Genomic DNA, 19,801 nt, shown 5'->3' on the forward strand with positions numbered 1-19,801 from the left:
TTCATAACATATAAAAGGGGTGTAAAGAATGGAAAAAATTTCGATTCTTGGCTGTGGGACAATGGGGCATTCCATTGCTTTATCAGCTGCATGGTTTGGGCAAAATATAAACGTTTACGGAATTGATGAGCAAGATTTGGCTCTTGCAGCTAAAGGGCTCAACAGAAAATTGAAAGTTATGGCTGCCAATGGACTTTTTGATGAGGAAGAAGCAAATCGGATCAACAGCCGGATTTATTTTTCGTCCTCTTTGGAAGAAGTTGTTTCCGAAAGTACCATTATTATTGAAGTGATTCCAGAAGTTCTTGAGTTGAAGAAAGAAATGTATGCACGGTTAGAAGCATTGGTGGACGAAGATGTCATCATCGCAAGCAATACGTCCGGGTTCATGCCGAGCCTGCTGGCAGCGGATATGAAAGTCCCTCAGCGATTCATCGTAACTCATTTTTGGAATCCTGGACATCTTATCCCTTTAGTCGAAGTGGTAAAAGGAGAAAAAACGATTGATGCAACTGTAGAGCGGGCAATGGCCATGATCCATTCCATGCGCAAGAAGCCGATTTTGCTGCAAAAGGAATTGCCCGGCTTTATCGGCAATCGGCTTCAATATGCGTTGTTTCGTGAAGCGCAAGCGCTGCTGGATTCAGGAGCCGCAACCAAAGAAGACATTGATGCAGCCGTTACATACAGCATTGGCCGGCGACTGCCTGTTACAGGTCCGTTAATGACTGCAGATTTAGGCGGGTTGGATGTATTCTCGGCCATTTCAAATTATTTGTTTGAAGATTTAGCAACAGATCAACATTCAGGTGAAACATTGACAAGACTTGTGAAGGAAAATAAATTCGGTGATAAGAGCGGCAAGGGATTCTATGATTGGGAAGCGGAAACCTCAGACAAAATCAATGAAGAGCGCGAACAGACGCTGATCCATTTTTTGAAAAATGATCTTAAAAGAACCGGAGGCATCCGTCCGTGAAGAATTACTTTTCAGAACTTGCAGGAAAAACAGTGGTAGTCACTGGGGGAAGCAAAGGCATCGGCAAAGAAATTGCTTTGACTTTTGCTGAACTGAAAGCCAATGTGGTCATTTCTGGGCGCAGTGAAGAGGCATTAAATGAAGCTTTAGCAGAGCTAAAGAAGTTTAACAGCAGCTGCTTCGCGGTTCAAGGTGATTTAAGCGAAATTCAAAACGTCCGTAAATTAATTGATGCAGCCGCCGAACAGTTTGGTACGGTGGATATTTTAGTTAATAATGCAGGAGTCAATATTGCCAAGCCAGCGATGGAAGTGACAGAAGCAGACTGGGATACCGTTCTCGATTTAAATTTAAAGTCTGTTTTTTTCGCCAGTCAAGCCGCCGCCAAGTATATGATTGCCCAAAAAAGCGGGAAAATCATTAATATCGCATCTCAAATGGCATTTGTCGGCTATGTAAAAAGGGCAGCTTATTGTTCAAGCAAAGGCGGCCTGGTTCAATTGACGAAAGCTTTGGCTGTGGAATGGGCGGAACACGGTGTTCACGTCAATGGGGTGGCGCCGACGTTTATTGAAACCGAGCTGACTTCCAAGATGTTCGAAGATCTGGATTTTCAAGAAGACGTCAATCGCCGTATCTTATTGGACGGGCTCTCTCAGCCAAAAGATATCTCAGGTGCTGTTTTGTACCTAGCATCGGATCTAGCAAATTTCGTTACGGGTGAAACAATCAAAGTGGATGGCGGCTGGACCGCTATTTAAAGGAGGGTTCTAAATGGAAGGGAAAGTCTTGTTTATTACAGGAGCCGCGAGGGGAATTGGATTTGACATTGCACATGCCTTTTCAGCAGCAGGCGCCAAAGTGGTTATTTCGGATTTGACACAACAAGCAGTGGATGAAGCTGCGGCAAAAATGCCTGGAGAAGCGCAGGGCATTGTTTGCGATGTGACAAAGGAGCAAGATATCAAAAATGCAATAGATTATACGGTTGAGACGTTTGGCCGCTTAGATTTTCTGGTTAACAATGCCGGAATGCAGCACGTTTCCCTGTTGGAAGATTTTCCGACGGAGAAGTTTGAACTGCTCGTTAAAATTATGTTAACAGCTCCATTTATTGCGACCAAATATGCTTTGCCTTATATGCGCGAACAGAAATTCGGCCGCATTCTCAATATGGCGTCCATTAACGGCGTTATCGGCTTTGCAGGAAAAGCGGCTTATAATTCCGCCAAACATGGTGTCATCGGATTAACGAAAGTGGCGGCACTTGAAGCGGCTGCTGATAGTATTACCGTAAACGCGATTTGTCCAGGGTACGTGGATACTTTACTGGTGCGGAATCAGTTTGCAGATTTAGCAAAAACACGGAATATTGAGCTTGAGCAAGTGTTGGAAGAAGTGCTTTATCCACTAGTGCCGCAAAAGCGTTTGCTTGATGTTAAAGAAATTACCGATTTAGCCCTCTATCTGGCAAGTGATTCTGCTAAAGGAATGACGGGGCAAGCTATTATTTTGGATGGCGGCTATACCGCACAATAAAAAATAGGAAGGAAGCGATAAGAGAAAGCGCTTCCTTTCTTTAACCCATCAGTCAAAAGTCCGAATATTATGAAAAAGTCTTTTAATTTTTCGAAATCCCTCTATAATGAACCATTATGTATTGAAGGAGATGAAGCGATGTCGAATCTGAGAAATGACTCTTTGCAATTGCATCTGCAGCATAAAGGGAAGTTGGAAGTCCGGTCAAAAGTGGCAGTAGAAAATGGACGCGATTTAAGCCTCGCTTATTCTCCAGGAGTGGCTGAACCGTGCAAGGAAATTGCGCAGGATCCGGCCAAAGTCTACGACTACACGATGAAAGGCAATACAGTCGCCGTTGTCACAGACGGCACTGCTGTACTCGGACTTGGAAATATTGGTCCGAAAGCTGCCTTGCCTGTCATGGAAGGAAAAGCCGTGCTTTTTAAAGAGTTTGCCGGAGTGGATGCTTTTCCGATTTGCCTTGGAACAACAGATGCCGAAACCATTATCCAGACCGTGAAGCTATTGGAACCCGGATTTGGTGGTGTGAATTTAGAGGATATCTCAGCACCGGCTTGCTTTATCGTGGAACAGCGTTTAAAAGAAGAGATGAATATTCCTGTATTCCATGACGACCAGCATGGAACCGCCATTGTTACTTTAGCTGGCCTGGTCAATGCGCTAAAATTGGTCGGCAAAGAAATTGCCGACACGAAAGTCGTTGTGAACGGAGCAGGCGCTGCGGGGATTGCTGTGGTCAAGCTTTTGAGTAAATTCGGTTTTACGAATGTGATGATGTGCGATACAAAAGGTGCGATTTTCAAAGGCCGAGCTTATGGAATGAATCCTTTTAAAGAAGAAGTAGCGGAGATGACCAACTATGAGCGCAAGGAAGGATTGCTCCACGAAGTCATTATCGGTGCGGACGTCTTTATTGGAGTTTCTGCAGAAGGCGCGTTAACCGAAGAAATGGTGAGGGAGATGGCAGAAGATCCCATCATTTTTGCAATGGCCAATCCAAACCCGGAAATCTTGCCCCATGAAGCTAAGCGGGCAGGAGCCAAAGTAATCGGCACGGGGCGTTCAGATTTTCCGAACCAAGTGAATAATGTATTAGCTTTTCCGGGCATATTCAGAGGAGCGCTGGACGTGCAAGCCAGTGGAATCAATGATGCAATGAAAATCGCTGCAGTGGAAGCTATAGCCGATTTGATTGGAGAGCATGAACTCCGGGAGGACTATGTCATTCCGGCTCCCTTCGATCTGCGCGTGGCTGAAGCAGTTGCCAAAGCGGTAGCCCAGGCGGCAATTGAAACAGGGGTAGCAAACTATTCCACTTGTCCGAATCTTGATGCTGAAAGTGCTGATGACTTCACAGCGGTTATCGTAAAAGAGTAACCATATATAATATAGAAGAAAGCCGTTCACCTTTTAGAAGATGGACGGCTTTTTTGATTTGGGCAGCATTTATTTAGAGAATATGGCTTGTGGACTGGTTTGATGGACTTTTTTCAATGCTTGCTCGAGATCTTCAAGCAAGTCATCCGTATATTCCAACCCAACGGACAATCGCAGCAAGCCGTCGGTAATGCCGCGCTGCTCACGCTGTTTTTGGGGCATAGCGGCATGAGACATGGTGGCTGGATACGACAGAATCGTTTCAACGGCTCCGAGCGATACCGCGAAAACCGGGATTTGCAAACTATCGACAAAAACTTTAGCAGCCGCTTTATCGGCAAGCCGCAAAGACAAAACCGCGCCAGCCCCACGTGCTTGTCGCTCATGAATCGGATTCCCTGGATGGAATCGGAATCCTGGATAATAGACTTCTTCAACAACGGGGTGGCTATGCAAATAATCAGCAATGATGCGGGCTGATGCGGAAGACTGTTTCATACGGGCTCCAAGTGTTTTGATGCCTTGAAGGAGTGAATAGGAATCTTGCGCCCCTAAAATCGAACCGAATGTGTTCTGGATAAAAGCGAGCCGGCTGCCGAGTTCTTCATCCTTTGTCACGGCAAGCCCGGCAATGATGTCGCTGTGGCCAGAAAGGAATTTTGTAGCACTATGCAAAACGATGTCTGCTCCAAGATCAAGCGGGTTTTGATAAAGAGGCGTCATGAATGTATTATCAACAAAAGTTAAACAATCGTTTGCTTTGGCAAGTTTAGCCGCAATTTCAATATCGGTGATGTTCATCACCGGGTTTGAAGGCGTTTCGATATAGATGACCTTTGTGTTTTCGCGGATAGCCGAAGCCATCTCACTGAGATCGGTCATATTGACAAATGTGTAGTCGATATTGAATTTGTTCAGGACTTCTGTGACGAAACGGTAAGTTCCGCCGTAAACGTCTTCCGAAACAAGGACGTGGTCTCCCGCAGATAGGAGCATGAAAGCAGAGGAGATGGCGGCCATGCCCGAAGAAAAGGCAAACCCGCGGGTGCCATTTTCAAGTTTTGCAATGGTTTCCTCTAACTTTTGGCGCGTCGGATTGCCGGATCGGCTGTAGTCGAATGGTCCGAACTCATCAATATTGGGCTGATGATAAGTGGAAGACAAATAAATAGGGACATTGACCGCCCCTGTTTCTTTGTCTACGCCGGTTGAATGGATAAAACGAGTCTCTAAGTGGTTGGTCATCATAAAAACCTCCTATTAGTTGTAAAGAACGGCTCCTATTCGTGAATCGAAAAATGGAGCTTTCTTCAGCAAGAAGAAAGCTCCGTTTCATAAGGAACGCGTTCTTCTCATCTTTAAGGCCGAAGCCTTTTGGAATTAGCACCGTGGCCTTCTTCAGGCTGGTTGCTGAGACATCAAAGGGCCAAATCCCTCCGTCTCTCTTGATAAGAAATACATAATATGAAGTTATGGATGCTGCGATGTCTTCAAGCTTAAACCATCTTGACAGAAACTGCAAGGAAAATTATTAAAATATTCTTTTAATAAAAAGGGGAAACGTTAATATCCTAATGCTTTAACCGCAAATAGGGGATTCCTTTTAATTCGAAAGACGAAAGGCTATAATGGATATCAACACTTTAATTCAAAGGGGTAATCTGATGTATATTGTGACGTCCACTGTTGTGGTGCCTGAAGAGAAGACTCAGGACCTCATTGATATTTACCGAAAACGTTCGAGACGGGTCGATAAAGCGCCGGGATTCCATTCTTTCCGGCTGATCCAGAATACAAAGAAGCGCAATGAACTGACTGTCCATCTGGAATGGCATTCGAAAGAGGCTTATATGGAATGGGTAAGAAGCAGCGAATTCAAGGAAATCCATGATCTCGAAAAGCATTACCCCGACAAAGCGCTGGCCGGAATTGTACCGAAAGTGCATCAGTATGAGGTGGTAGCAGAATGAATCAAGCGTTAAAGAAGCAAATCGCCAAAAGCACAGCCAATCAAATCTATGAAGCCTACCCATTTTTATGGGATCGTTTCGGTGAGCGTGGATTTGAACATACGGAAAAAGACAATCTGCATCATCTTGACCATTTGGAAACAGCGTATGATTTAAACGATAAACAAGTGTTTTTGGATTACACGATATGGCTGGAAAAGGTATTAACGAGCCGGAATGTCGGAGCCGATTTGATCATAGATAACTTTGAGAGACTTATAGGCTTCATTGAAGCAGAAGCTGAACAGAAAGAAAAAGAATTTATGCAGCAATGCCTTCAAGAAGCAAATGATTTATTGAAAGGCAGCAATTTGAAGAAGGGAGGTTGATCAGATGATTCAACCAACCGAACTGGCAGAACTTTTTTTGCAGGGCAATGACCGGGAAGCGCTGAAGCAAGTCCAGCAATTTCTCGACAGCCATAATCGGAAAAAACTTTTTGATCAGCTATTAACGCCCGCCATGTACCATATTGGCGAGTTATGGGAAACCAATGCAATTTCAGTGGCAGACGAACACCTTGCGACAGCTATTTGTGATTTTGTCGTTTCGGTCATAGATAAACGCAGAGAAGAAGAACACGCTGCAAAACGAAAAGTTATGGTGCTGGGACCGGAAGGGGAAGAGCATTACATCGGATTGAAAATGGTCTCAAGCCTTTTTCGGGAACACGATTGGTCCGTCAATTATTTAGGGCCCAATATGCCGCTTGACCACGCAATGGAAGCTGCTAATCGGTGGCAGCCGGACGCCATCGCTTTATCGGCAGCGCTCGTTTATCGCATGCCAACTTTAAAAGCGTATATAAATAAATTTAAAGAATTGGCGCATGCTCCTGCAATCATCGTCGGAGGGCGGGCCGCTGCCTTTGAAAGCAGCCGCATCCTGATTGAGGAAGGCGCCATTTTAGTGAAAGACCTTGAGCAACTGGAACACTGGATCAAAACGGGAGAGGAGCCGGACGATGAATACAGAATTTCAATATGATGACTTGCCGCTCCCGGCTTTTCGGTTAAATGAAAAGCTTTCAGTAGTCAATTGTTCCGAAGAAGCGCTGCGCCTATTCGGCAAGGTTTCGTCATTCTTGGAAATTGTCGATGAAGCAAGTGCGAATAAGGCAAGGAAGATGCTGGCTTCTGGAATGGCAGTTGAAAAGTTTGAGCTGAATGTAATTGCGCAGCCAAGCAAGCTGATTTTGGCCGATGTTTTTGCTAAATGGGACAGCCAATTTAGCTTATCCGTCATCCTTGTTCCGAAAGATGATGAACTGGCAGGCATCGTTCAGCAGCTCGCCCAGCTTCGTTCCCGGCTGAATGAAACCGATTATGATTTATTCCTGGAAAAAGAGCGGACAGCTGATTTGCTGCAGCAAGTCCAGGAATTGTCAGCCCCATGCATCCAATTGGATAGCATGCGGCTGCTGATTCCGGTATTTGGAGAATTATCCAGAGAAAAAGTGGAAGCCGTGAGTGCCCGCCTGCTGGAAAATATTTATCAAGTGAATGCGGAAACGACCATTATGGATTTTACGGCTATAACGAAAATTACAAGCCAAGGATTGACCAGCTTAGAATCCCTTCTACAGACAATCTCCGTCATGGGAACAGAAAGCATTATTTGTGGCGTAAAGCCGAGCCATGCAAAAAAGCTGCACCATCTCCAATCGCTAATGTATGTAAAATTTGCTTCTTCGCTGCAGGAAGTCATTGCCTTGCGTCCAGAAACCAGCAAAAGCTGACTCGAAAATCTCGAGTTGGCTTTTTTTATTTAGGTGGATTTGTATAGCGAGCCGCTTCCGCTTTTCTATGTCCAGACTCCAGCGCCAGCCACTCGGGATCATAAGCCAACCCGGCCGCTTCCGCTTTTCTATGTCCAGCTGCAAGAGCCAGCTTCTCGGCTATAAGCCAGCCCGCTGCGGCGGCAACAGCCTCCTCGCGGTCCGTCTAAAACATATATTGCTCCTGCATCACTTTGTGCTTCGTGTATGAGCTGATTGCATGCCTTTATCTCGTAAAGTCGCTACAATATGAGGGACAAGGAGTGAAAATCAGATGAATCAAAAGAAATTTGAAAATATTCCCTTATCCGTTTTGGATTTAGCGCCAATCAATGAAGGCAGCGAGACGGCTGAGTCTTTTGCGAATAGTGTGGAACTTGCCCAGCATGTAGAGAAATGGGGCTTTAACCGCTACTGGCTTGCTGAGCATCACAATATGCCGGGAATCGGCAGTTCGGCTACGTCTTTATTAATTGGCCATATTGCTGGCCATACAAATACGATCCGAGTGGGATCAGGCGGCGTAATGCTGCCCAATCATTCTCCGCTCGTCATCGCTGAACAATTTGGAACGCTCGAGACGATTTATCCCGGGCGCATCGACCTTGGACTTGGCCGGGCACCAGGCAGCGACCAAGCAACGGCTTATGCGCTCCGCAGAAATTTGCAAAGCAATGTGGATGAATTCCCGCAATCTGTCGCTGAACTGCAGAATTATTTTTCCGATAACCCGATTGGCCGCGTCAAGGCTTATCCAGGAATCGGGTTGAATATTCCATTATGGCTATTAGGCTCAAGCGGCTATAGCGCACAGCTTGCAGCAGTGAAAGGCTTGCCTTTCTCATTTGCCAGCCATTTTGCACCGGACTATACGATGCAGGCGATGCAATTGTACCATCAGAATTTTAAACCATCGAAAGACTTGCAAGAGCCTTATGCAATGGTTGGCGTCAATGTGATTGCGGCAGATACCCAGGAACGGGCCGAGTGGCTAGCAACTTCCAGCCAGCAGCAGATGTTTGCGCTGATGCGCGGGATGCCGACGACGTTTATGCCGCCGATCGACAATTTGGAAGAGGAATGGACAGACCGCGAAATTGCGATTTTCCGCGAGAAATTGGATTCGGAATCCATGATTGTCGGAACGCCGGATGTGGTGCGCGAAAAACTGCGCAGTTTCATCAATAAAACACGGGCGAACGAAGTGATCATCAATTCGCAGATTTTCCACCAAAAAGACCGGCTCCGTTCTTATGAAATTGTTGCCGAGTTAATGGAATAACAGAAAAATGACCCCGGGAAAGCATTGCTTTCCCGGGGTCTTATCGTACTTGCAAATCTGAAGTTTATTGAAGCTCTTCTGCTTTTTTAGCGTCGCGCTTCACTTCTTCAGGCGCATCATCCTCAATAGCCGCATAATCCGGTCCACCTTCGCCAATCATATTCAATACAGCATAGTAATCTTCTTCCAAGAGACGGGAAATTTCTTTTTGGTCCACTCGCGCGCGTTCCATGATGAAATAACCTCCTCGTGAATTATATACTTCGCTAAAAGGATGATGGATGAATTATTCTCTCTCAATCAATTATACTGACTATTCTGCTTTATTGGAAGTGAATGGGCTTGGCTTTTCTGCTGTTTTCAAATGGCGGGGCGAAGGGAAGTGTTTCATACAAAAAATCCGCAAAAGCAGCTTCGCTTTTGCGGATTTTAATCATTTACTTAAATTGATTTCAGCATTCAGTTCCATCGATTCAAAAAAGAGGGAAGGAGATTTTTCATTCCATTCTGCTGAAACCATATCTGCTGTCCGATCTTCGTTTAAATCATAGGCGAGCTCGGTGCGAAGGTCGTCTGTTTGTTCAACTTTAACCAAAGGACCGGCTGGAGTCAGCCAGTTTAGCTGCTGCCGGCGATTTTCAGCGGCAAATTGAATCCATTCGTCTTCCTTCTCTTCGGATTCAAAGAAAGGCGTTTGCCCTAACATGAACCACGTTTGCGCTTGATGTTTTGGGGGGAGCCAGAAGCTTTTTAGCAAGCTGCCTTCTTCTAAAGTCAAATCCGGGATTTCATGGCGCAGTTCCTGGACTTTATTGCCGTTGCCAAGAGGGATTTGCCGGGATACGTATAAATTCCCTTGCAATATCTCATTCTCGGAAGAGCTGATTGTGCCAAAAGGGTTGCGGGTAGGGTCATTGCCGTATACGGGATCTTCTTCGCGAGAAATCGGTTCTTCATTCCATGATTTTACTTTGGCCTCTTTCAAACCGTTTGTATTCAATGACAGCGCATAAGGCATCCAGCTCGTGTTGTTGATTTCTTCAAAGACGATCGCTACGCCGTTTTCAAGCGTTCGTTCAACAAGAGTGTAAGTTCCAAGCGGAATCCCGAAAAAGGTAATTGCGTGTTCATAAACCAGGTTTTCGCCATCTTCTGTTGGCTCAGCCTCTGACAGGGTGAAAAACGTCGGCTTTTCCACCGTCAGCTTCACTTCACCTTGCGAGTACACTTCTGCTTCGTTTTTCAAAAACATCATGCCGGTAAACAGGATCAGCGCCATGAAAAAGAACACAGCGACTGAGAGTATAATCTTTCGAATCAAATTTTCCACCTCTATTATTTCAAACTGCTTTGATTATATCACGAGGGAATCAAAATAAGCGGGAGGAGATATGAGCATCGGATGAACAAGTGCCGGTGAGAAAAAGAGCTGCCCATAGAGTAGGCTGGACCCTTCAGAAGGCATAGGAAGTCGTTCGGAAATAAAAAAAGCGCCGCAATGGGCGCTTTCCTATAACACTTTCTCCAAAAAATCTCTGGCTCGTTCGGTTTTCGGGCTGCTGAAAAACTCAACAGGTTCTCCGTCTTCGACCAATACACCGTGGTCGAGGAAAAGAACGCGGTCTGCCACTTCGCGGGCGAAGCCCATTTCATGTGTGACAACGGCCATTGTCATGCCGGATTTTGCCAAGTCTTTCATAACTTCGAGCACTTCTTTCACCATTTCCGGATCAAGCGCGGAAGTCGGTTCATCGAAAAGCATCAGTTCCGGTTCCATAGCTAAAGCCCGGGCAATGGCTACACGCTGTTTTTGCCCGCCGGACAAGCTGCTTGGATAGGCTTTTTCCTTATCCGACAATCCGACGCGTTTTAGCAATGTCCGCGCCTTGTCTTCGGCCAAAGCTTTTTTCTCGCCTTTGACTTTCATCGGGGCATACGTCAAATTCTCTAAAACCGTCAGATGAGGGAAGAGGTGGAAATGCTGGAACACCATGCCGATCTGTTGCCGGATTTTCTGAATGTCTTTTTTCGGCCCCGATAAATTCTGGCCATTCACGATCACGGTACCGGAAGTCGGTGTTTCAAGCAGGTTCAGGCATCTGAGAAACGTCGATTTTCCGGAGCCGGAAGGGCCGATGATCGAAACCACCTCGCCTTTTTTGATTTCAGTGGAAATGTCCTTTAGGACTTCGTTGCTGCCAAATTTCTTATATAGCTTCTCTACTTTAATCACTTAGTTTCAACCTCCGTTCGAACAATCTGCCAAGCACCGTCAAGCCCATGACCAGGCACCAGTAAATCAAGCCGACAAACAACAAGGGTTCGAAGTTGCGGAAAAGGTCGGAGCCGACGACTTGTGCGCGGCGCATCAAATCGAGGTAGCCGATGGTCGAGACGATGGCAGATTCTTTCGTCAAGGTGATAAATTCATTCATCAAAGCAGGGAGGATGTTCTTCAATGCCTGCGGCAAAATGATGTCTTTCATCATCGCGCGATAAGGGATGCCAAGCGCCTGTGCTGCTTCCATCTGCCCTTTATCCACAGCCTGTATGCCGGCCCGGATGATTTCTGAGATATAGGCGGAAGAATTTAATCCGAATGCCAGGATAGCAGAAAGGAAAGGCGAGATGTCATAGCCCGTTAATTGCGGGATGGAATAGTAAATGATCATCAATTGCAAAATCAACGGCGTTCCGCGGAAGATTGACGTATAGGCATCAGCGAACCAGCGCAGCGGTTTGATGCTGCCGATTTTGAACAAAGCTAAAATCGTTCCGAGGATGGCTCCTAATATAATCGCAAAGAAGACAAATTTTAATGTCACCCAAATCCCTTCCAGCATGAAAGGGATGTACGGGACGATTTGTGAAAAATCCAAGTTCATAATATCCAACTCTTTTCTATAAGAAAGATTATTCTAGAATCTCCCATTTCTCTTTTAGTTCATCCATTTTTCCGCTTTCTTCCATTTCGGCAAGAACTTTATTCACATCTTCTACAAGATCGCCGCCTTTCGGGAAAGCGACAGCCATTCCAGGCGAAGCGGTTGTCGGATCATCAAATGCATCTAGATCTTGAGCATCGATATAGCCTTTTGCCACAGCTTTATCCATGTAAGCGGCATCGATGCGGCCTGATAAGATTTCCTGGATCAATGCGCCGGAATCATCAAGGGATTTCAGTTCGAAATTGATTCCTTCATCTTTGATGATGCTGTTTGCCCCTTCTTCCTGAATCGTTCCAAGCTGAACGCCTACAACTTTTCCTTCCAGATCTTCAAGCGTTTTTACGTCCGATCCTTTAGGCGTCAAGAACATTTCGCCGGAATGATTGTATTCTGTCGAAAAGTCGACGTTCTCTTTGCGCTGTTCAGTAGCGGACATGCCGGCAATGACCATATCCACCCGGTCGTTTTGAAGAGCACCGATCAAGCCGTCAAATTTCATATCATTGATTTCGAGTTTATAGCCCAGTTCATCGGCAATGTGGTTAGCCAAATCGATATCAAATCCAACAATTTCTCCCTCAACATTGCGGGATTCAAAAGGCGGAAATTCAGCCGAAGTGCCCATTTTCAATACTTTTGCATCGTCAGAAGCATCCGAACTGCCTGACGCTGAGTCATCATTTCCACATGCTCCAAGCATTAAAGCAGCAGAAGCAGCAATAGCCAATAAAACGTTTTTCTTTTTCATATGTAATTCCTCCAAGTTTTCGAATATTTATTCAACTAAATGAATTTTAACAAACTACTTCAAAATAATAAAGGGTTTTTTATTCGATTTATTGAATAAAAATGTATTTTAACTTTTCTGTATTTTCAGCTATAATGGATGGGAAAGGTGTGAGAAGGATGAAAAAACTATTGTTGACCGGCTTTGAACCATTTTTGGACTATACGGTCAATCCAACGATGAAAATAGTGGAAGAGCTGGATGGGGAAAATATTGCAGGCTATCAAATCGTCGGAAAAGTGTTGCCGGTGGATTTTAACCAATCCGGCAAATTGTTCCTGTCGTACATAGAGGAAGTTAAACCGGAAGCAGCGGTATCGCTTGGATTAGCGGCAGGCCGCTATAAGATTACTCCGGAGCGCATTGCGATCAATTTCAAAGACGGTGCGCCGGACAATAAAGGCCATAAGCCGGTAGATGAACCGATTGAAAAAGCAGGGGAGCCTGCCTACTTATCGACTTTGCCTATCCGAAAAATGGTTGAACGCTTGATTCAAAATGGCTTGCCTGCAGAGATTTCGAATACAGCCGGTGCATATCTATGCAATAACATTATGTACGAAGGTCTCCATCTGGCTTCTGTGAAGCAATTGAATATGCCGACAGGGTTTATTCATATACCGGCCTCGCATGAATTAGGGATTCAGCATGGGAGCATTCCAAGCTGGCCGCACAGCGATTTAGCAAAGGGCATTCGCCTTTGCATTGAAGCAATGGCAGCAGAATAGAAAAAGCGATCTGCCGCATGGTTGGCAGATCGCTTTTTTAAATGATTTCCCATTTGCGCTGTTCGGCGACTGTCCGGAGGCGCGATTCGGGCTGCACAGCTACGGGATGCCCGACGAGTTCCAGTACAGGGAGATCCGAATGGCTGTCGCCATAGGCAAAGCTATTTGCCCAGTCGATTTCTTTTCCGGCCAATGTTTCATGGATTTTTTTGGTTTTCATCGGCCCTTGAATATGATTGATCTTGGCTTGATGGTCCAAAATGCTGTCGGCATACGGAATCTCCGTGCCGATAATGGTTTCGATCGGCAATTCAGCCGTCACCGAATGAAGCAAAGGAGTAAAAGCGCCTGAAACGAGCATCACATAATCGCCTTTGTCCACGTGGTTCTTAAGGCGCTCCACAACTTTCGGATTAAAATCAGCATGCATTTTGTCAGCCATCTCTTTGAAATAAGATTCCATTTCTTGTTTCGTAAAACTTTTCAAGGCGGCTAAATAGGCTTGAACAGAGCGCTCGCGCATTTTCTGGACAGAGACTAATTTTAATTTCGAACCGATATAGGGCGGCATGATTGCCCGGTAAAACTGGCGATACCGGCTGCTGTGTGTCGGGTGGGTTTTTAAATGGTCCATCATCAATTGAAAAGTTTCTTTCGAATACAGGGTTCCGTCAAAGTCAAATATCGCTACACGCATATGAATCACTCCGGTCCTTATTAATTTCTTGTAAGAACATCATAACGGAAATAAGGAACCTGTTCTACTCGTTTCTCCATTTGATTAATGGAAGATAAACATGCTAATTTTATGATAAGATGGGGAGAGGCAAAAGTGGCACCTTCACTTTGCAATTTCTTCCGGAGGTAATGGAATTTGAAAAAAGAAATTAAATCGATTTATTACATACGGGTGTTTGCGATGATGATGGTTGTTCTGGTCCATGTGACGGCACCGTACAGCCATTTGTTCTCACCAAATACGATTCAACATATGTCCTATCATTTTCTGAATAATATTGTGCGGGTGGAAGCCGGTTTGTTCATCATGCTTGTGGGCATTGTTTTTTTCTATAATTACCGGAACCGCGAATGGACACCGAAAGTCCTTTTTGATTATTTCCGCAAACGAGTCGTATACATATTGATTCCATACGTTGTCTGGTGCATCATCTATGAAGCGGATGCCATCCACTACAACCATAAAGTCTTTGATCTGGCTGGCATCATCGACAATATTATTGACGGAGGCAGCAAGTACCAACTCCATTTTATCTCGCTGGTCGTTCAGTTCTATTTGATCTTTCCAGTTCTGATGTTCATTGTCCAGAAGTCCGCTTTCCTGCGAAAGTATTTGTGGCTCGTCGGCATTGTCTTAGAATTTGTCTATTATTTCGCCAACCTGAAATATCAACTCGTCACAGGTCCGTTTTTCATGTCTACAATCGCTGCCTTTTTGCTGGGGGCCTGGATCGGTCTGCATTACGAAGAGTTGGCGGCGAAAGTCACGCGGACCAAAACGGTTTGGCTGTTCTTTGCCTTCCTTTCCATGGCGATTCCGTACGTGTTGATCCGTTATCAGAACGCCTTCAATACACGTGTGCCGATTCCGGAAGAATTATACAAGCTGATCGGCATCGGTTTCCTCGTTGTCGGAGGATGGTTCTTCTTTAATCTCTGTGAGCGATTTGTAACTGCGTTTGCAGAAACAACGACGCTAAAAATTAAAAATATCGCTTATTACTCATTCGGGTTCTATTTAATGCATCCGTATGTCATCACGCAAGTGAATATCTATTTCCCTATCAGGGATGGCTGGTATTCTTGGCATTTCATGATATTCTTCCAGTATCTTCTGGTCGCCGTCATCTGTTATTTCGTGATCTGGTGGTTCCATCGTTTTATTCCTTTTGCGAGCTTCGTCTATGGCAAGCTGCCGAAAAATGCACCTTTGTTCTGGCAAGTGCAAAAGCCGGATGAAAAGGGGCCGGAGGTTTATCCCGTTTCCAATGAAGGGTATAGAAAGGAAACGTAACGAGTTTGACAGGAGGTTATCGGATGGCTGCAAGAAGGATTATGGTTGGCTATATCGAATTGACGGAAGAAGAGTCGCAAAAGCTGTATGAACAAGTAAGCAAAGACAAAGAATTGGATGGCTATGATGGCCTGCAAAGCCTCATGGAAGACTTCGATTCGCGCATCATTGAACCGGAAGCAAAACCACTTGCGGATGTGTTGGATGCTGAAGAAGCGCCGACTGAAGAAAAAACAAAAGGCATCCGTTTTATTGAGATTTTCAATAAACTTGAAGAAGATTCACGATACCGCATTCAATCTTCCAAACAAGATTAAACGAAAAAGCCGCCAAATTGGCGGCTTTTTTTGTGTATGAGCGGTTTCTGCCGTTCTGTGATCAATCATCCAATAAAAACCGTGGTGTACAGCCTGAAAAGAAGGCCCTCCATTTGAGGAGGGCCCTAACCAATCATTCGTCTTTGCTTGCGATGCAGCGCTCGCATTCGTAGATGATGGATTCGCGCTGTTCTTTGATTTCGCATCCGCATTCCCGGCATTCTTTCTTAGAGCGTGTTTCATAAGTTTTTGTCGTTTTCATTGAAATCTCCTCCAGTAATTAGTTTAGTTTTTCGTAGCCTGGCAATGTCAAAAATTCGGCAAAATCATTTTGCAACGTCAGCTCTGTAAACAATTCACGGGCTTCTTTAAAATGTCCTGAAAGGTAAAGGGCATCTCCGGCAGTTTCTTTGATCCTATTCGCTTCTTCTTCGATGATTTCATGGAACAACTCAAGCGTTATGTCCCGGCCGTCTTCTAACACGCCATCCGGATGCCGGATCCACTGCCACACTTGGGACCGGGAGATTTCGGCCGTCGCCGCATCTTCCATCAAATGATTGATTGGGGCAGCGCCATTTCCCGATAGCCAGGAAGCGATATACTGGATGCCGACGGAAATGTTGGACCGCAAGCCTTCTTCGGTGATGCTGCCGGTCGGCACTTCCACCAGAGCTTCAGCGCTCACTTGTACATCTTCCCGTTTTCGGTGGATCTGGTTTGGCGCCGGCATCAGTTCATCGAATTGCTCCATTGCTATCTTGACCATTCCCGGATGGGCGACCCAAGTGCCATCGTGGCCATCCTTCGCTTCCCGCCGTTTGTCTTCCGCCACTTTTTGGAAAGCTGCTTCATTCGCTTCGGGATTTCCTTTGATCGGAATTTGCGCGGCCATTCCGCCAAGTGCCGGAGCGTTCCGCTTATGGCAAGTCTGGATGCATAATTGCGTATAAGCTCGCATAAAGGGAACGGTCATCGTCACCTGCGACCGGTCAGGGAATAAATACTCCGGCCGGCTCCGCATGCGCTTAATGACACTGAAAATATAATCCCAGCGGCCGCAATTCAGACCGGCTGAATGGTCGCGCAGTTCATATAAAATCTCATCCATTTCAAAAGCTGCGAGGATGGTCTCAATTAGCACTGTCGCCCGAATGGTTCCTTGCGGAATGCCGAGCTCGTCTTGGGCAAAAACGAAAACATCGTTCCAAAGCCTCGCTTCCAAATGGCTTTCCATCTTCGGCAGGTAGAAGTAAGGGCCAGTGCCGCGCGCCATCAGCTCTTTCGCGTTATGGAAAAAGTAAAGGCCGAAATCGACCAAACTTCCCGAAACAGCGCGTTCCTCAATCTCAATGTTCTTCTCGGATAAATGCCAGCCGCGGGGACGGACCATCAAAACAGCCGTTTCTTCATTCAAAAAATATTTTTTTCCGATGCCAGGCGCTTCAAAAGAAATCGTCCGCCTGACCGCATCCCGCAAATTGATCTGCCCGTCGATCACATTGAACCAATTCGGTGCGGTCGCATCTTCCAAATCGGCCATGAACATCTTCGCGCCGGAATTCAACGCATTGATCAGCATTTTCCGGTTAGTGGGCCCGGTGATTTCCACACGCCGGTCTTTCATATCGTCTGGCAGCGGCGCGATGGTCCACTCGCTTTCGCGGATGTGTTTCGTTTCCGGCAAGAAATCGAGCGGCTTTCCGGCATCGATCTCCTGCTGGCGAAATTGCCGCCGTTTAAGCAAGCTGCGGCGCCTTTCATCAAAGTTCACATGCAGCTTTTCAATAAAGCTAAGCGCTTCTGGAGTGAGGATCGTTTCCATTTCAGGCGTTACGGTATTTTTAATGGAGACATTTGGTTTCGTGATCAATCAACTCATCCTTTCATTTCACCGATTGGAATTGGGCTGTTTCAGTCGAGCCTTTCATCGCTGTTGTCGAACTCGTGCCGCCGGAAATGATTTGGGATACTTCATCGAAGTAGCCGGTTCCGACTTCACGCTGGTGGCGAGTAGCCGTATAGCCTTTTGCTTCGCTTGCAAATTCAGCTTGCTGCAGTTTCGAGTAGGCGGCCATGCCGTTGTCTTTATAATCATGCGCAAGCTCGAACATGCTGTGGTTCAATGCATGGAAGCCAGCCAGTGTAACGAATTGGAATTTATAGCCCATCTTGCCAAGCTCCACCTGGTATTTTGCAATGGTTTCTTCATCGAGCTTCGCTTTCCAATTGAAGGACGGCGAGCAGTTGTAGGCAAGCAGCTTGCCAGGGAATTTCGCATGGATCGCATCGGCGAATTGTTTTGCCTCTTCCAAATTGGGATGCGAAGTTTCGCACCACACTAAATCCGCGTAAGGGGCATAAGCGAGGCCGCGCGCAATCGCTTGTTCAATTCCGGCTTTTGTCCGGTAGAATCCTTCCGGCGTCCGTTCGCCCGTGATGAATGGATGGTCAGCTGGATCGATGTCGCTTGTGATCAGGTCCGCTGCATCTGCATCGGTGCGGGCAATTAAGACCGTCGGTACGCCGAGCACATCAGATGCTAATCGGGCAGAAACCAAATTGCGGACGGCATTCTGCGTCGGCTGCAAAACTTTCCCGCCCAAGTGGCCGCATTTCTTTTCCGATGCTAACTGATCTTCAAAGTGGACGCCTGCTGCACCCGCTTCGATCATCGCTTTCATCAATTCAAAGACATTTAACGGGCCGCCAAAGCCCGCTTCTGCATCTGCCACGATCGGTGCGAACCAATCAAATCCTTCATTGCCTTCGACGTTATCAATCTGGTCGGCGCGCATGAGTGCCTGGTTGATTTTTTTGACGACGGTCGGAACCGAGTCGACGGGATATAAACTTTGATCCGGATACATTTGTCCCGCTGAATTGGCATCCGCAGCAACTTGCCAACCGCTCAAATAGATCGCTTCCAATCCGGCTTTAACCTGCTGGACGGCTTGATTTCCGGTTAATGCGCCTAAAGCGTTGACGAAATCTTTTTCGTGAATGGAGCGGAACAACCGCTCGGCTCCTTTTTTGGCTAATGTATATTCGATTTGAATGGATCCGCGAAGTTTCACAACATCTTCTGCGGAGTAGGGACGCTCAATTCCATTCCATCTGCTGTCCTGTTCCCAGCTCTTTTTCAATTCTTCAATTTGGTATTGTTTGTTGGCCATTTCATCCATCCCTTTCGAATAAAAAATTTTATTGCAACTGTATTAATACAGTTTGTTTTGATGTATATTAATATATAACAGAATAGTTTGACTGTCCTGAATATTGGATAAAACACGTTATTTGCGGATAAAAGAAAAGATTTCACGACAAAGACATTTGAAAGGGGAATCGGTGTATGGAAAAGCTGGCATTGAAACAAATGGGATTTATCATGGGAGATTGGATTCCGGAAGAAGCTTCAATCGCAGTTGCAGTAGATGGGCGTTACGTTTACTACAAGTCCGGAAAGCGGGAACTCAAAATCTGCATTGGCGACGAAGTGTTGCCGGGAAGTGTAGCTGACCGTACATATACAGAAAGAAAACGCATAGAAATGCTGGTCGAAGAATCTGTGCTTGGCGCTGCTTATTTTGGGATTGGCTACCCGGTTCAAGCAGCAGGAAAATCCGGGGTGCTTGTCATTATCCTCCCGCCGGACTACATGATCCGGCAAAAGCAGCCGGTACGTTTTCTAACTGGGAAAGTGGATGAGGCATGGAAACCGATACCGGTCGAACAAATTTCACATATCGAAAGCAGCCAAAAGAAGACGTGGTTTTATGCAGACGAAGAAGCTTATTGTTCAATCCATACTTTGAAGTATTTGAAAGATCGGCTTCCTGATTGGTTTTTGCCTATTCATCGCTCTTACATTGTCAATATTTCCTACATCATGGAAATTTCCCGCGATTTTTCTTCCAATTATTTATTGACCATGAAAGATGGCTCGGTTCTGCCGGTCAGCCAAAACTACACAAGTTCAGTGAGGGAACGTTTAGGATTTTAGATTTTTACCGTTTTAATCGA

At 45.8% G+C, this 19,801-nt stretch carries 23 protein-coding genes and 1 riboswitch; of the genes, 13 read left to right on the forward strand and 10 right to left on the reverse strand.

Annotation, left to right across the window (positions count from 1 at the left end; all coding sequences use genetic code 11):
* Positions 1–28: 28 nt before the first annotated feature.
* From BN1080_RS05235 to BN1080_RS05250, 4 genes are all read left to right on the forward strand, one after another.
* Entirely contained in the window at positions 29–979 is a 951-nt protein-coding gene (locus BN1080_RS05235; protein ID WP_052650884.1) for a 3-hydroxyacyl-CoA dehydrogenase family protein, read from the forward strand.
* Positions 976–1,740 (forward strand): SDR family NAD(P)-dependent oxidoreductase, encoded by a 765-nt coding sequence (locus BN1080_RS05240; RefSeq protein ID WP_052650885.1) that lies wholly within the window; start codon positions 976–978, stop codon positions 1,738–1,740. Before BN1080_RS05235 ends, BN1080_RS05240 begins: the two co-directional genes overlap by 4 nt.
* Positions 1,741–1,753: 13 nt before the next feature.
* Positions 1,754–2,518, forward strand: coding sequence for a 3-hydroxybutyrate dehydrogenase (locus tag BN1080_RS05245; RefSeq protein ID WP_052650886.1), 765 nt, complete (start codon positions 1,754–1,756; stop codon positions 2,516–2,518).
* A 138-nt stretch (positions 2,519–2,656) separates the two neighbouring features.
* Positions 2,657–3,898 carry an NADP-dependent malic enzyme gene (locus BN1080_RS05250; RefSeq protein ID WP_110925581.1) on the forward strand — a complete coding sequence of 414 codons (1,242 nt, stop codon included), beginning with the start codon at positions 2,657–2,659 and terminating at the stop codon, positions 3,896–3,898.
* A 69-nt stretch (positions 3,899–3,967) separates the two neighbouring features.
* Here BN1080_RS05250 and BN1080_RS05255 read toward each other — a convergent pair whose 3' ends face one another.
* Positions 3,968–5,143, reverse strand: a complete 1,176-nt coding sequence (locus BN1080_RS05255) for an aminotransferase class I/II-fold pyridoxal phosphate-dependent enzyme (RefSeq protein WP_052650887.1) — start codon at positions 5,141–5,143, stop codon at positions 3,968–3,970.
* A 104-nt stretch (positions 5,144–5,247) separates the two neighbouring features.
* A riboswitch (SAM riboswitch) is annotated at positions 5,248–5,353 on the reverse strand.
* A gap of 209 nt (positions 5,354–5,562) precedes the next feature.
* Here BN1080_RS05255 and BN1080_RS05260 point away from each other — a divergent pair.
* The 5 genes from BN1080_RS05260 (at position 5,563) to BN1080_RS05280 (ending at position 8,966) form a co-directional block, all read left to right on the forward strand.
* On the forward strand, positions 5,563–5,868 hold the full coding sequence (locus BN1080_RS05260) for an antibiotic biosynthesis monooxygenase family protein (protein WP_052650888.1): 306 nt from the start codon (positions 5,563–5,565) through the stop codon (positions 5,866–5,868).
* Entirely contained in the window at positions 5,865–6,236 is a 372-nt protein-coding gene (locus tag BN1080_RS05265; protein ID WP_052650889.1) for a hypothetical protein, read from the forward strand. The genes BN1080_RS05260 and BN1080_RS05265 overlap by 4 nt, the downstream gene beginning before the upstream one ends.
* A gap of 4 nt (positions 6,237–6,240) precedes the next feature.
* Entirely contained in the window at positions 6,241–6,894 is a 654-nt protein-coding gene (locus BN1080_RS05270; RefSeq protein ID WP_052650890.1) for a cobalamin B12-binding domain-containing protein, read from the forward strand.
* On the forward strand, positions 6,872–7,645 hold the full coding sequence (locus tag BN1080_RS05275; RefSeq protein ID WP_052650891.1) for an STAS domain-containing protein: 774 nt from the start codon (positions 6,872–6,874) through the stop codon (positions 7,643–7,645). Before BN1080_RS05270 ends, BN1080_RS05275 begins: the two co-directional genes overlap by 23 nt.
* A 313-nt stretch (positions 7,646–7,958) precedes the next feature.
* Positions 7,959–8,966 (forward strand): LLM class flavin-dependent oxidoreductase, encoded by a 1,008-nt coding sequence (locus tag BN1080_RS05280; RefSeq protein WP_052650892.1) that lies wholly within the window; start codon positions 7,959–7,961, stop codon positions 8,964–8,966.
* 64 nt (positions 8,967–9,030) lie between these two features.
* Here BN1080_RS05280 and BN1080_RS17175 read toward each other — a convergent pair whose 3' ends face one another.
* The 5 genes from BN1080_RS17175 to BN1080_RS05300 all read right to left on the reverse strand — a co-directional run bounded on the left by BN1080_RS17175 (position 9,031) and on the right by BN1080_RS05300 (position 12,662).
* Positions 9,031–9,198, reverse strand: coding sequence for a hypothetical protein (locus BN1080_RS17175; protein ID WP_199876593.1), 168 nt, complete (start codon positions 9,196–9,198; stop codon positions 9,031–9,033).
* A gap of 201 nt (positions 9,199–9,399) precedes the next feature.
* On the reverse strand, positions 9,400–10,287 hold the full coding sequence (locus BN1080_RS05285; protein ID WP_052650893.1) for a hypothetical protein: 888 nt from the start codon (positions 10,285–10,287) through the stop codon (positions 9,400–9,402).
* Between the two features lie 189 nt (positions 10,288–10,476).
* Positions 10,477–11,199, reverse strand: coding sequence for an amino acid ABC transporter ATP-binding protein (locus BN1080_RS05290; protein ID WP_052650894.1), 723 nt, complete (start codon positions 11,197–11,199; stop codon positions 10,477–10,479).
* On the reverse strand, positions 11,192–11,851 hold the full coding sequence (locus tag BN1080_RS05295; protein WP_052650895.1) for an amino acid ABC transporter permease: 660 nt from the start codon (positions 11,849–11,851) through the stop codon (positions 11,192–11,194). The genes BN1080_RS05290 and BN1080_RS05295 overlap by 8 nt, the downstream gene beginning before the upstream one ends.
* 28 nt (positions 11,852–11,879) lie before the next feature.
* A complete protein-coding gene (locus BN1080_RS05300; RefSeq protein ID WP_052650896.1) occupies positions 11,880–12,662 on the reverse strand; it encodes an ABC transporter substrate-binding protein in 783 nt (260 codons plus the stop codon).
* Between the two features lie 158 nt (positions 12,663–12,820).
* Here BN1080_RS05300 and BN1080_RS05305 point away from each other — a divergent pair, with 158 nt between their 5' ends.
* A complete protein-coding gene (locus BN1080_RS05305; protein ID WP_052650897.1) occupies positions 12,821–13,429 on the forward strand; it encodes a pyroglutamyl-peptidase I in 609 nt (202 codons plus the stop codon).
* A gap of 37 nt (positions 13,430–13,466) precedes the next feature.
* On the opposite strand, the gene BN1080_RS05310 is transcribed toward BN1080_RS05305, so the two are convergent.
* A complete protein-coding gene (locus BN1080_RS05310) occupies positions 13,467–14,126 on the reverse strand; it encodes an HAD family hydrolase (protein WP_052650898.1) in 660 nt (219 codons plus the stop codon).
* A gap of 177 nt (positions 14,127–14,303) precedes the next feature.
* On the opposite strand from BN1080_RS05310, the gene BN1080_RS05315 reads away from it, so the two are divergent.
* A complete protein-coding gene (locus tag BN1080_RS05315; protein WP_052650899.1) occupies positions 14,304–15,461 on the forward strand; it encodes an acyltransferase in 1,158 nt (385 codons plus the stop codon).
* 23 nt (positions 15,462–15,484) lie between these two features.
* Positions 15,485–15,778: a hypothetical protein gene (locus BN1080_RS05320; protein WP_052650900.1), complete on the forward strand. Its 294-nt coding sequence runs from the start codon at positions 15,485–15,487 to the stop codon at positions 15,776–15,778.
* Positions 15,779–15,911: 133 nt separating this feature from the next.
* Here the strand turns inward: BN1080_RS05320 and BN1080_RS17180 are convergent, their stop codons facing one another.
* The 3 genes from BN1080_RS17180 to aceA form a co-directional block, all read right to left on the reverse strand.
* Entirely contained in the window at positions 15,912–16,040 is a 129-nt protein-coding gene (locus BN1080_RS17180; RefSeq protein ID WP_199876594.1) for a YhfH family protein, read from the reverse strand.
* An 18-nt stretch (positions 16,041–16,058) separates the two neighbouring features.
* Positions 16,059–17,603, reverse strand: a complete 1,545-nt coding sequence (gene aceB, locus BN1080_RS05325) for a malate synthase A (protein ID WP_052654412.1) — start codon at positions 17,601–17,603, stop codon at positions 16,059–16,061.
* A gap of 61 nt (positions 17,604–17,664) precedes the next feature.
* On the reverse strand, positions 17,665–18,954 hold the full coding sequence (aceA, locus tag BN1080_RS05330; RefSeq protein ID WP_052650901.1) for an isocitrate lyase: 1,290 nt from the start codon (positions 18,952–18,954) through the stop codon (positions 17,665–17,667).
* Between the two features lie 176 nt (positions 18,955–19,130).
* On the opposite strand from aceA, the gene BN1080_RS05335 reads away from it, so the two are divergent.
* Complete coding sequence (locus BN1080_RS05335; protein ID WP_052650902.1) at positions 19,131–19,781, forward strand: LytTR family DNA-binding domain-containing protein; 651 nt, start codon at positions 19,131–19,133, stop codon at positions 19,779–19,781.
* Positions 19,782–19,801 lie beyond the last annotated feature (20 nt).

Source organism: Planococcus massiliensis (assembly GCF_000821325.1).
GTDB lineage: Bacteria > Bacillota > Bacilli > Bacillales_A > Planococcaceae > Planococcus > Planococcus ruber.

Bases quoted from the DNA above. Each gene is read 5' to 3' on its own strand.
- BN1080_RS05235 (WP_052650884.1), top strand. From the start codon at position 29: ATGGAAAAAATTTCGATTCTTGGCTGTGGGACAATGGGGCATTCCATT.
- BN1080_RS05245 (WP_052650886.1), top strand. From the start codon at position 1,754: ATGGAAGGGAAAGTCTTGTTTATTACAGGAGCCGCGAGGGGAATTGGA.
- BN1080_RS05250 (WP_110925581.1), top strand. From the start codon at position 2,657: ATGTCGAATCTGAGAAATGACTCTTTGCAATTGCATCTGCAGCATAAA.
- BN1080_RS05255 (WP_052650887.1), bottom strand. From the start codon at position 5,143: ATGACCAACCACTTAGAGACTCGTTTTATCCATTCAACCGGCGTAGAC.
- BN1080_RS05260 (WP_052650888.1), top strand. From the start codon at position 5,563: ATGTATATTGTGACGTCCACTGTTGTGGTGCCTGAAGAGAAGACTCAG.
- BN1080_RS05265 (WP_052650889.1), top strand. From the start codon at position 5,865: ATGAATCAAGCGTTAAAGAAGCAAATCGCCAAAAGCACAGCCAATCAA.
- BN1080_RS05270 (WP_052650890.1), top strand. From the start codon at position 6,241: ATGATTCAACCAACCGAACTGGCAGAACTTTTTTTGCAGGGCAATGAC.
- BN1080_RS05275 (WP_052650891.1), top strand. From the start codon at position 6,872: ATGAATACAGAATTTCAATATGATGACTTGCCGCTCCCGGCTTTTCGG.
- BN1080_RS05280 (WP_052650892.1), top strand. From the start codon at position 7,959: ATGAATCAAAAGAAATTTGAAAATATTCCCTTATCCGTTTTGGATTTA.
- BN1080_RS17175 (WP_199876593.1), bottom strand. From the start codon at position 9,198: ATGGAACGCGCGCGAGTGGACCAAAAAGAAATTTCCCGTCTCTTGGAA.
- BN1080_RS05295 (WP_052650895.1), bottom strand. From the start codon at position 11,851: ATGAACTTGGATTTTTCACAAATCGTCCCGTACATCCCTTTCATGCTG.
- BN1080_RS05300 (WP_052650896.1), bottom strand. From the start codon at position 12,662: ATGAAAAAGAAAAACGTTTTATTGGCTATTGCTGCTTCTGCTGCTTTA.
- BN1080_RS05305 (WP_052650897.1), top strand. From the start codon at position 12,821: ATGAAAAAACTATTGTTGACCGGCTTTGAACCATTTTTGGACTATACG.
- BN1080_RS05310 (WP_052650898.1), bottom strand. From the start codon at position 14,126: ATGCGTGTAGCGATATTTGACTTTGACGGAACCCTGTATTCGAAAGAA.
- BN1080_RS05320 (WP_052650900.1), top strand. From the start codon at position 15,485: ATGGCTGCAAGAAGGATTATGGTTGGCTATATCGAATTGACGGAAGAA.
- BN1080_RS17180 (WP_199876594.1), bottom strand. From the start codon at position 16,040: ATGAAAACGACAAAAACTTATGAAACACGCTCTAAGAAAGAATGCCGG.
- aceB (WP_052654412.1), bottom strand. From the start codon at position 17,603: ATGGAAACGATCCTCACTCCAGAAGCGCTTAGCTTTATTGAAAAGCTG.
- aceA (WP_052650901.1), bottom strand. From the start codon at position 18,954: ATGGCCAACAAACAATACCAAATTGAAGAATTGAAAAAGAGCTGGGAA.
- BN1080_RS05335 (WP_052650902.1), top strand. From the start codon at position 19,131: ATGGAAAAGCTGGCATTGAAACAAATGGGATTTATCATGGGAGATTGG.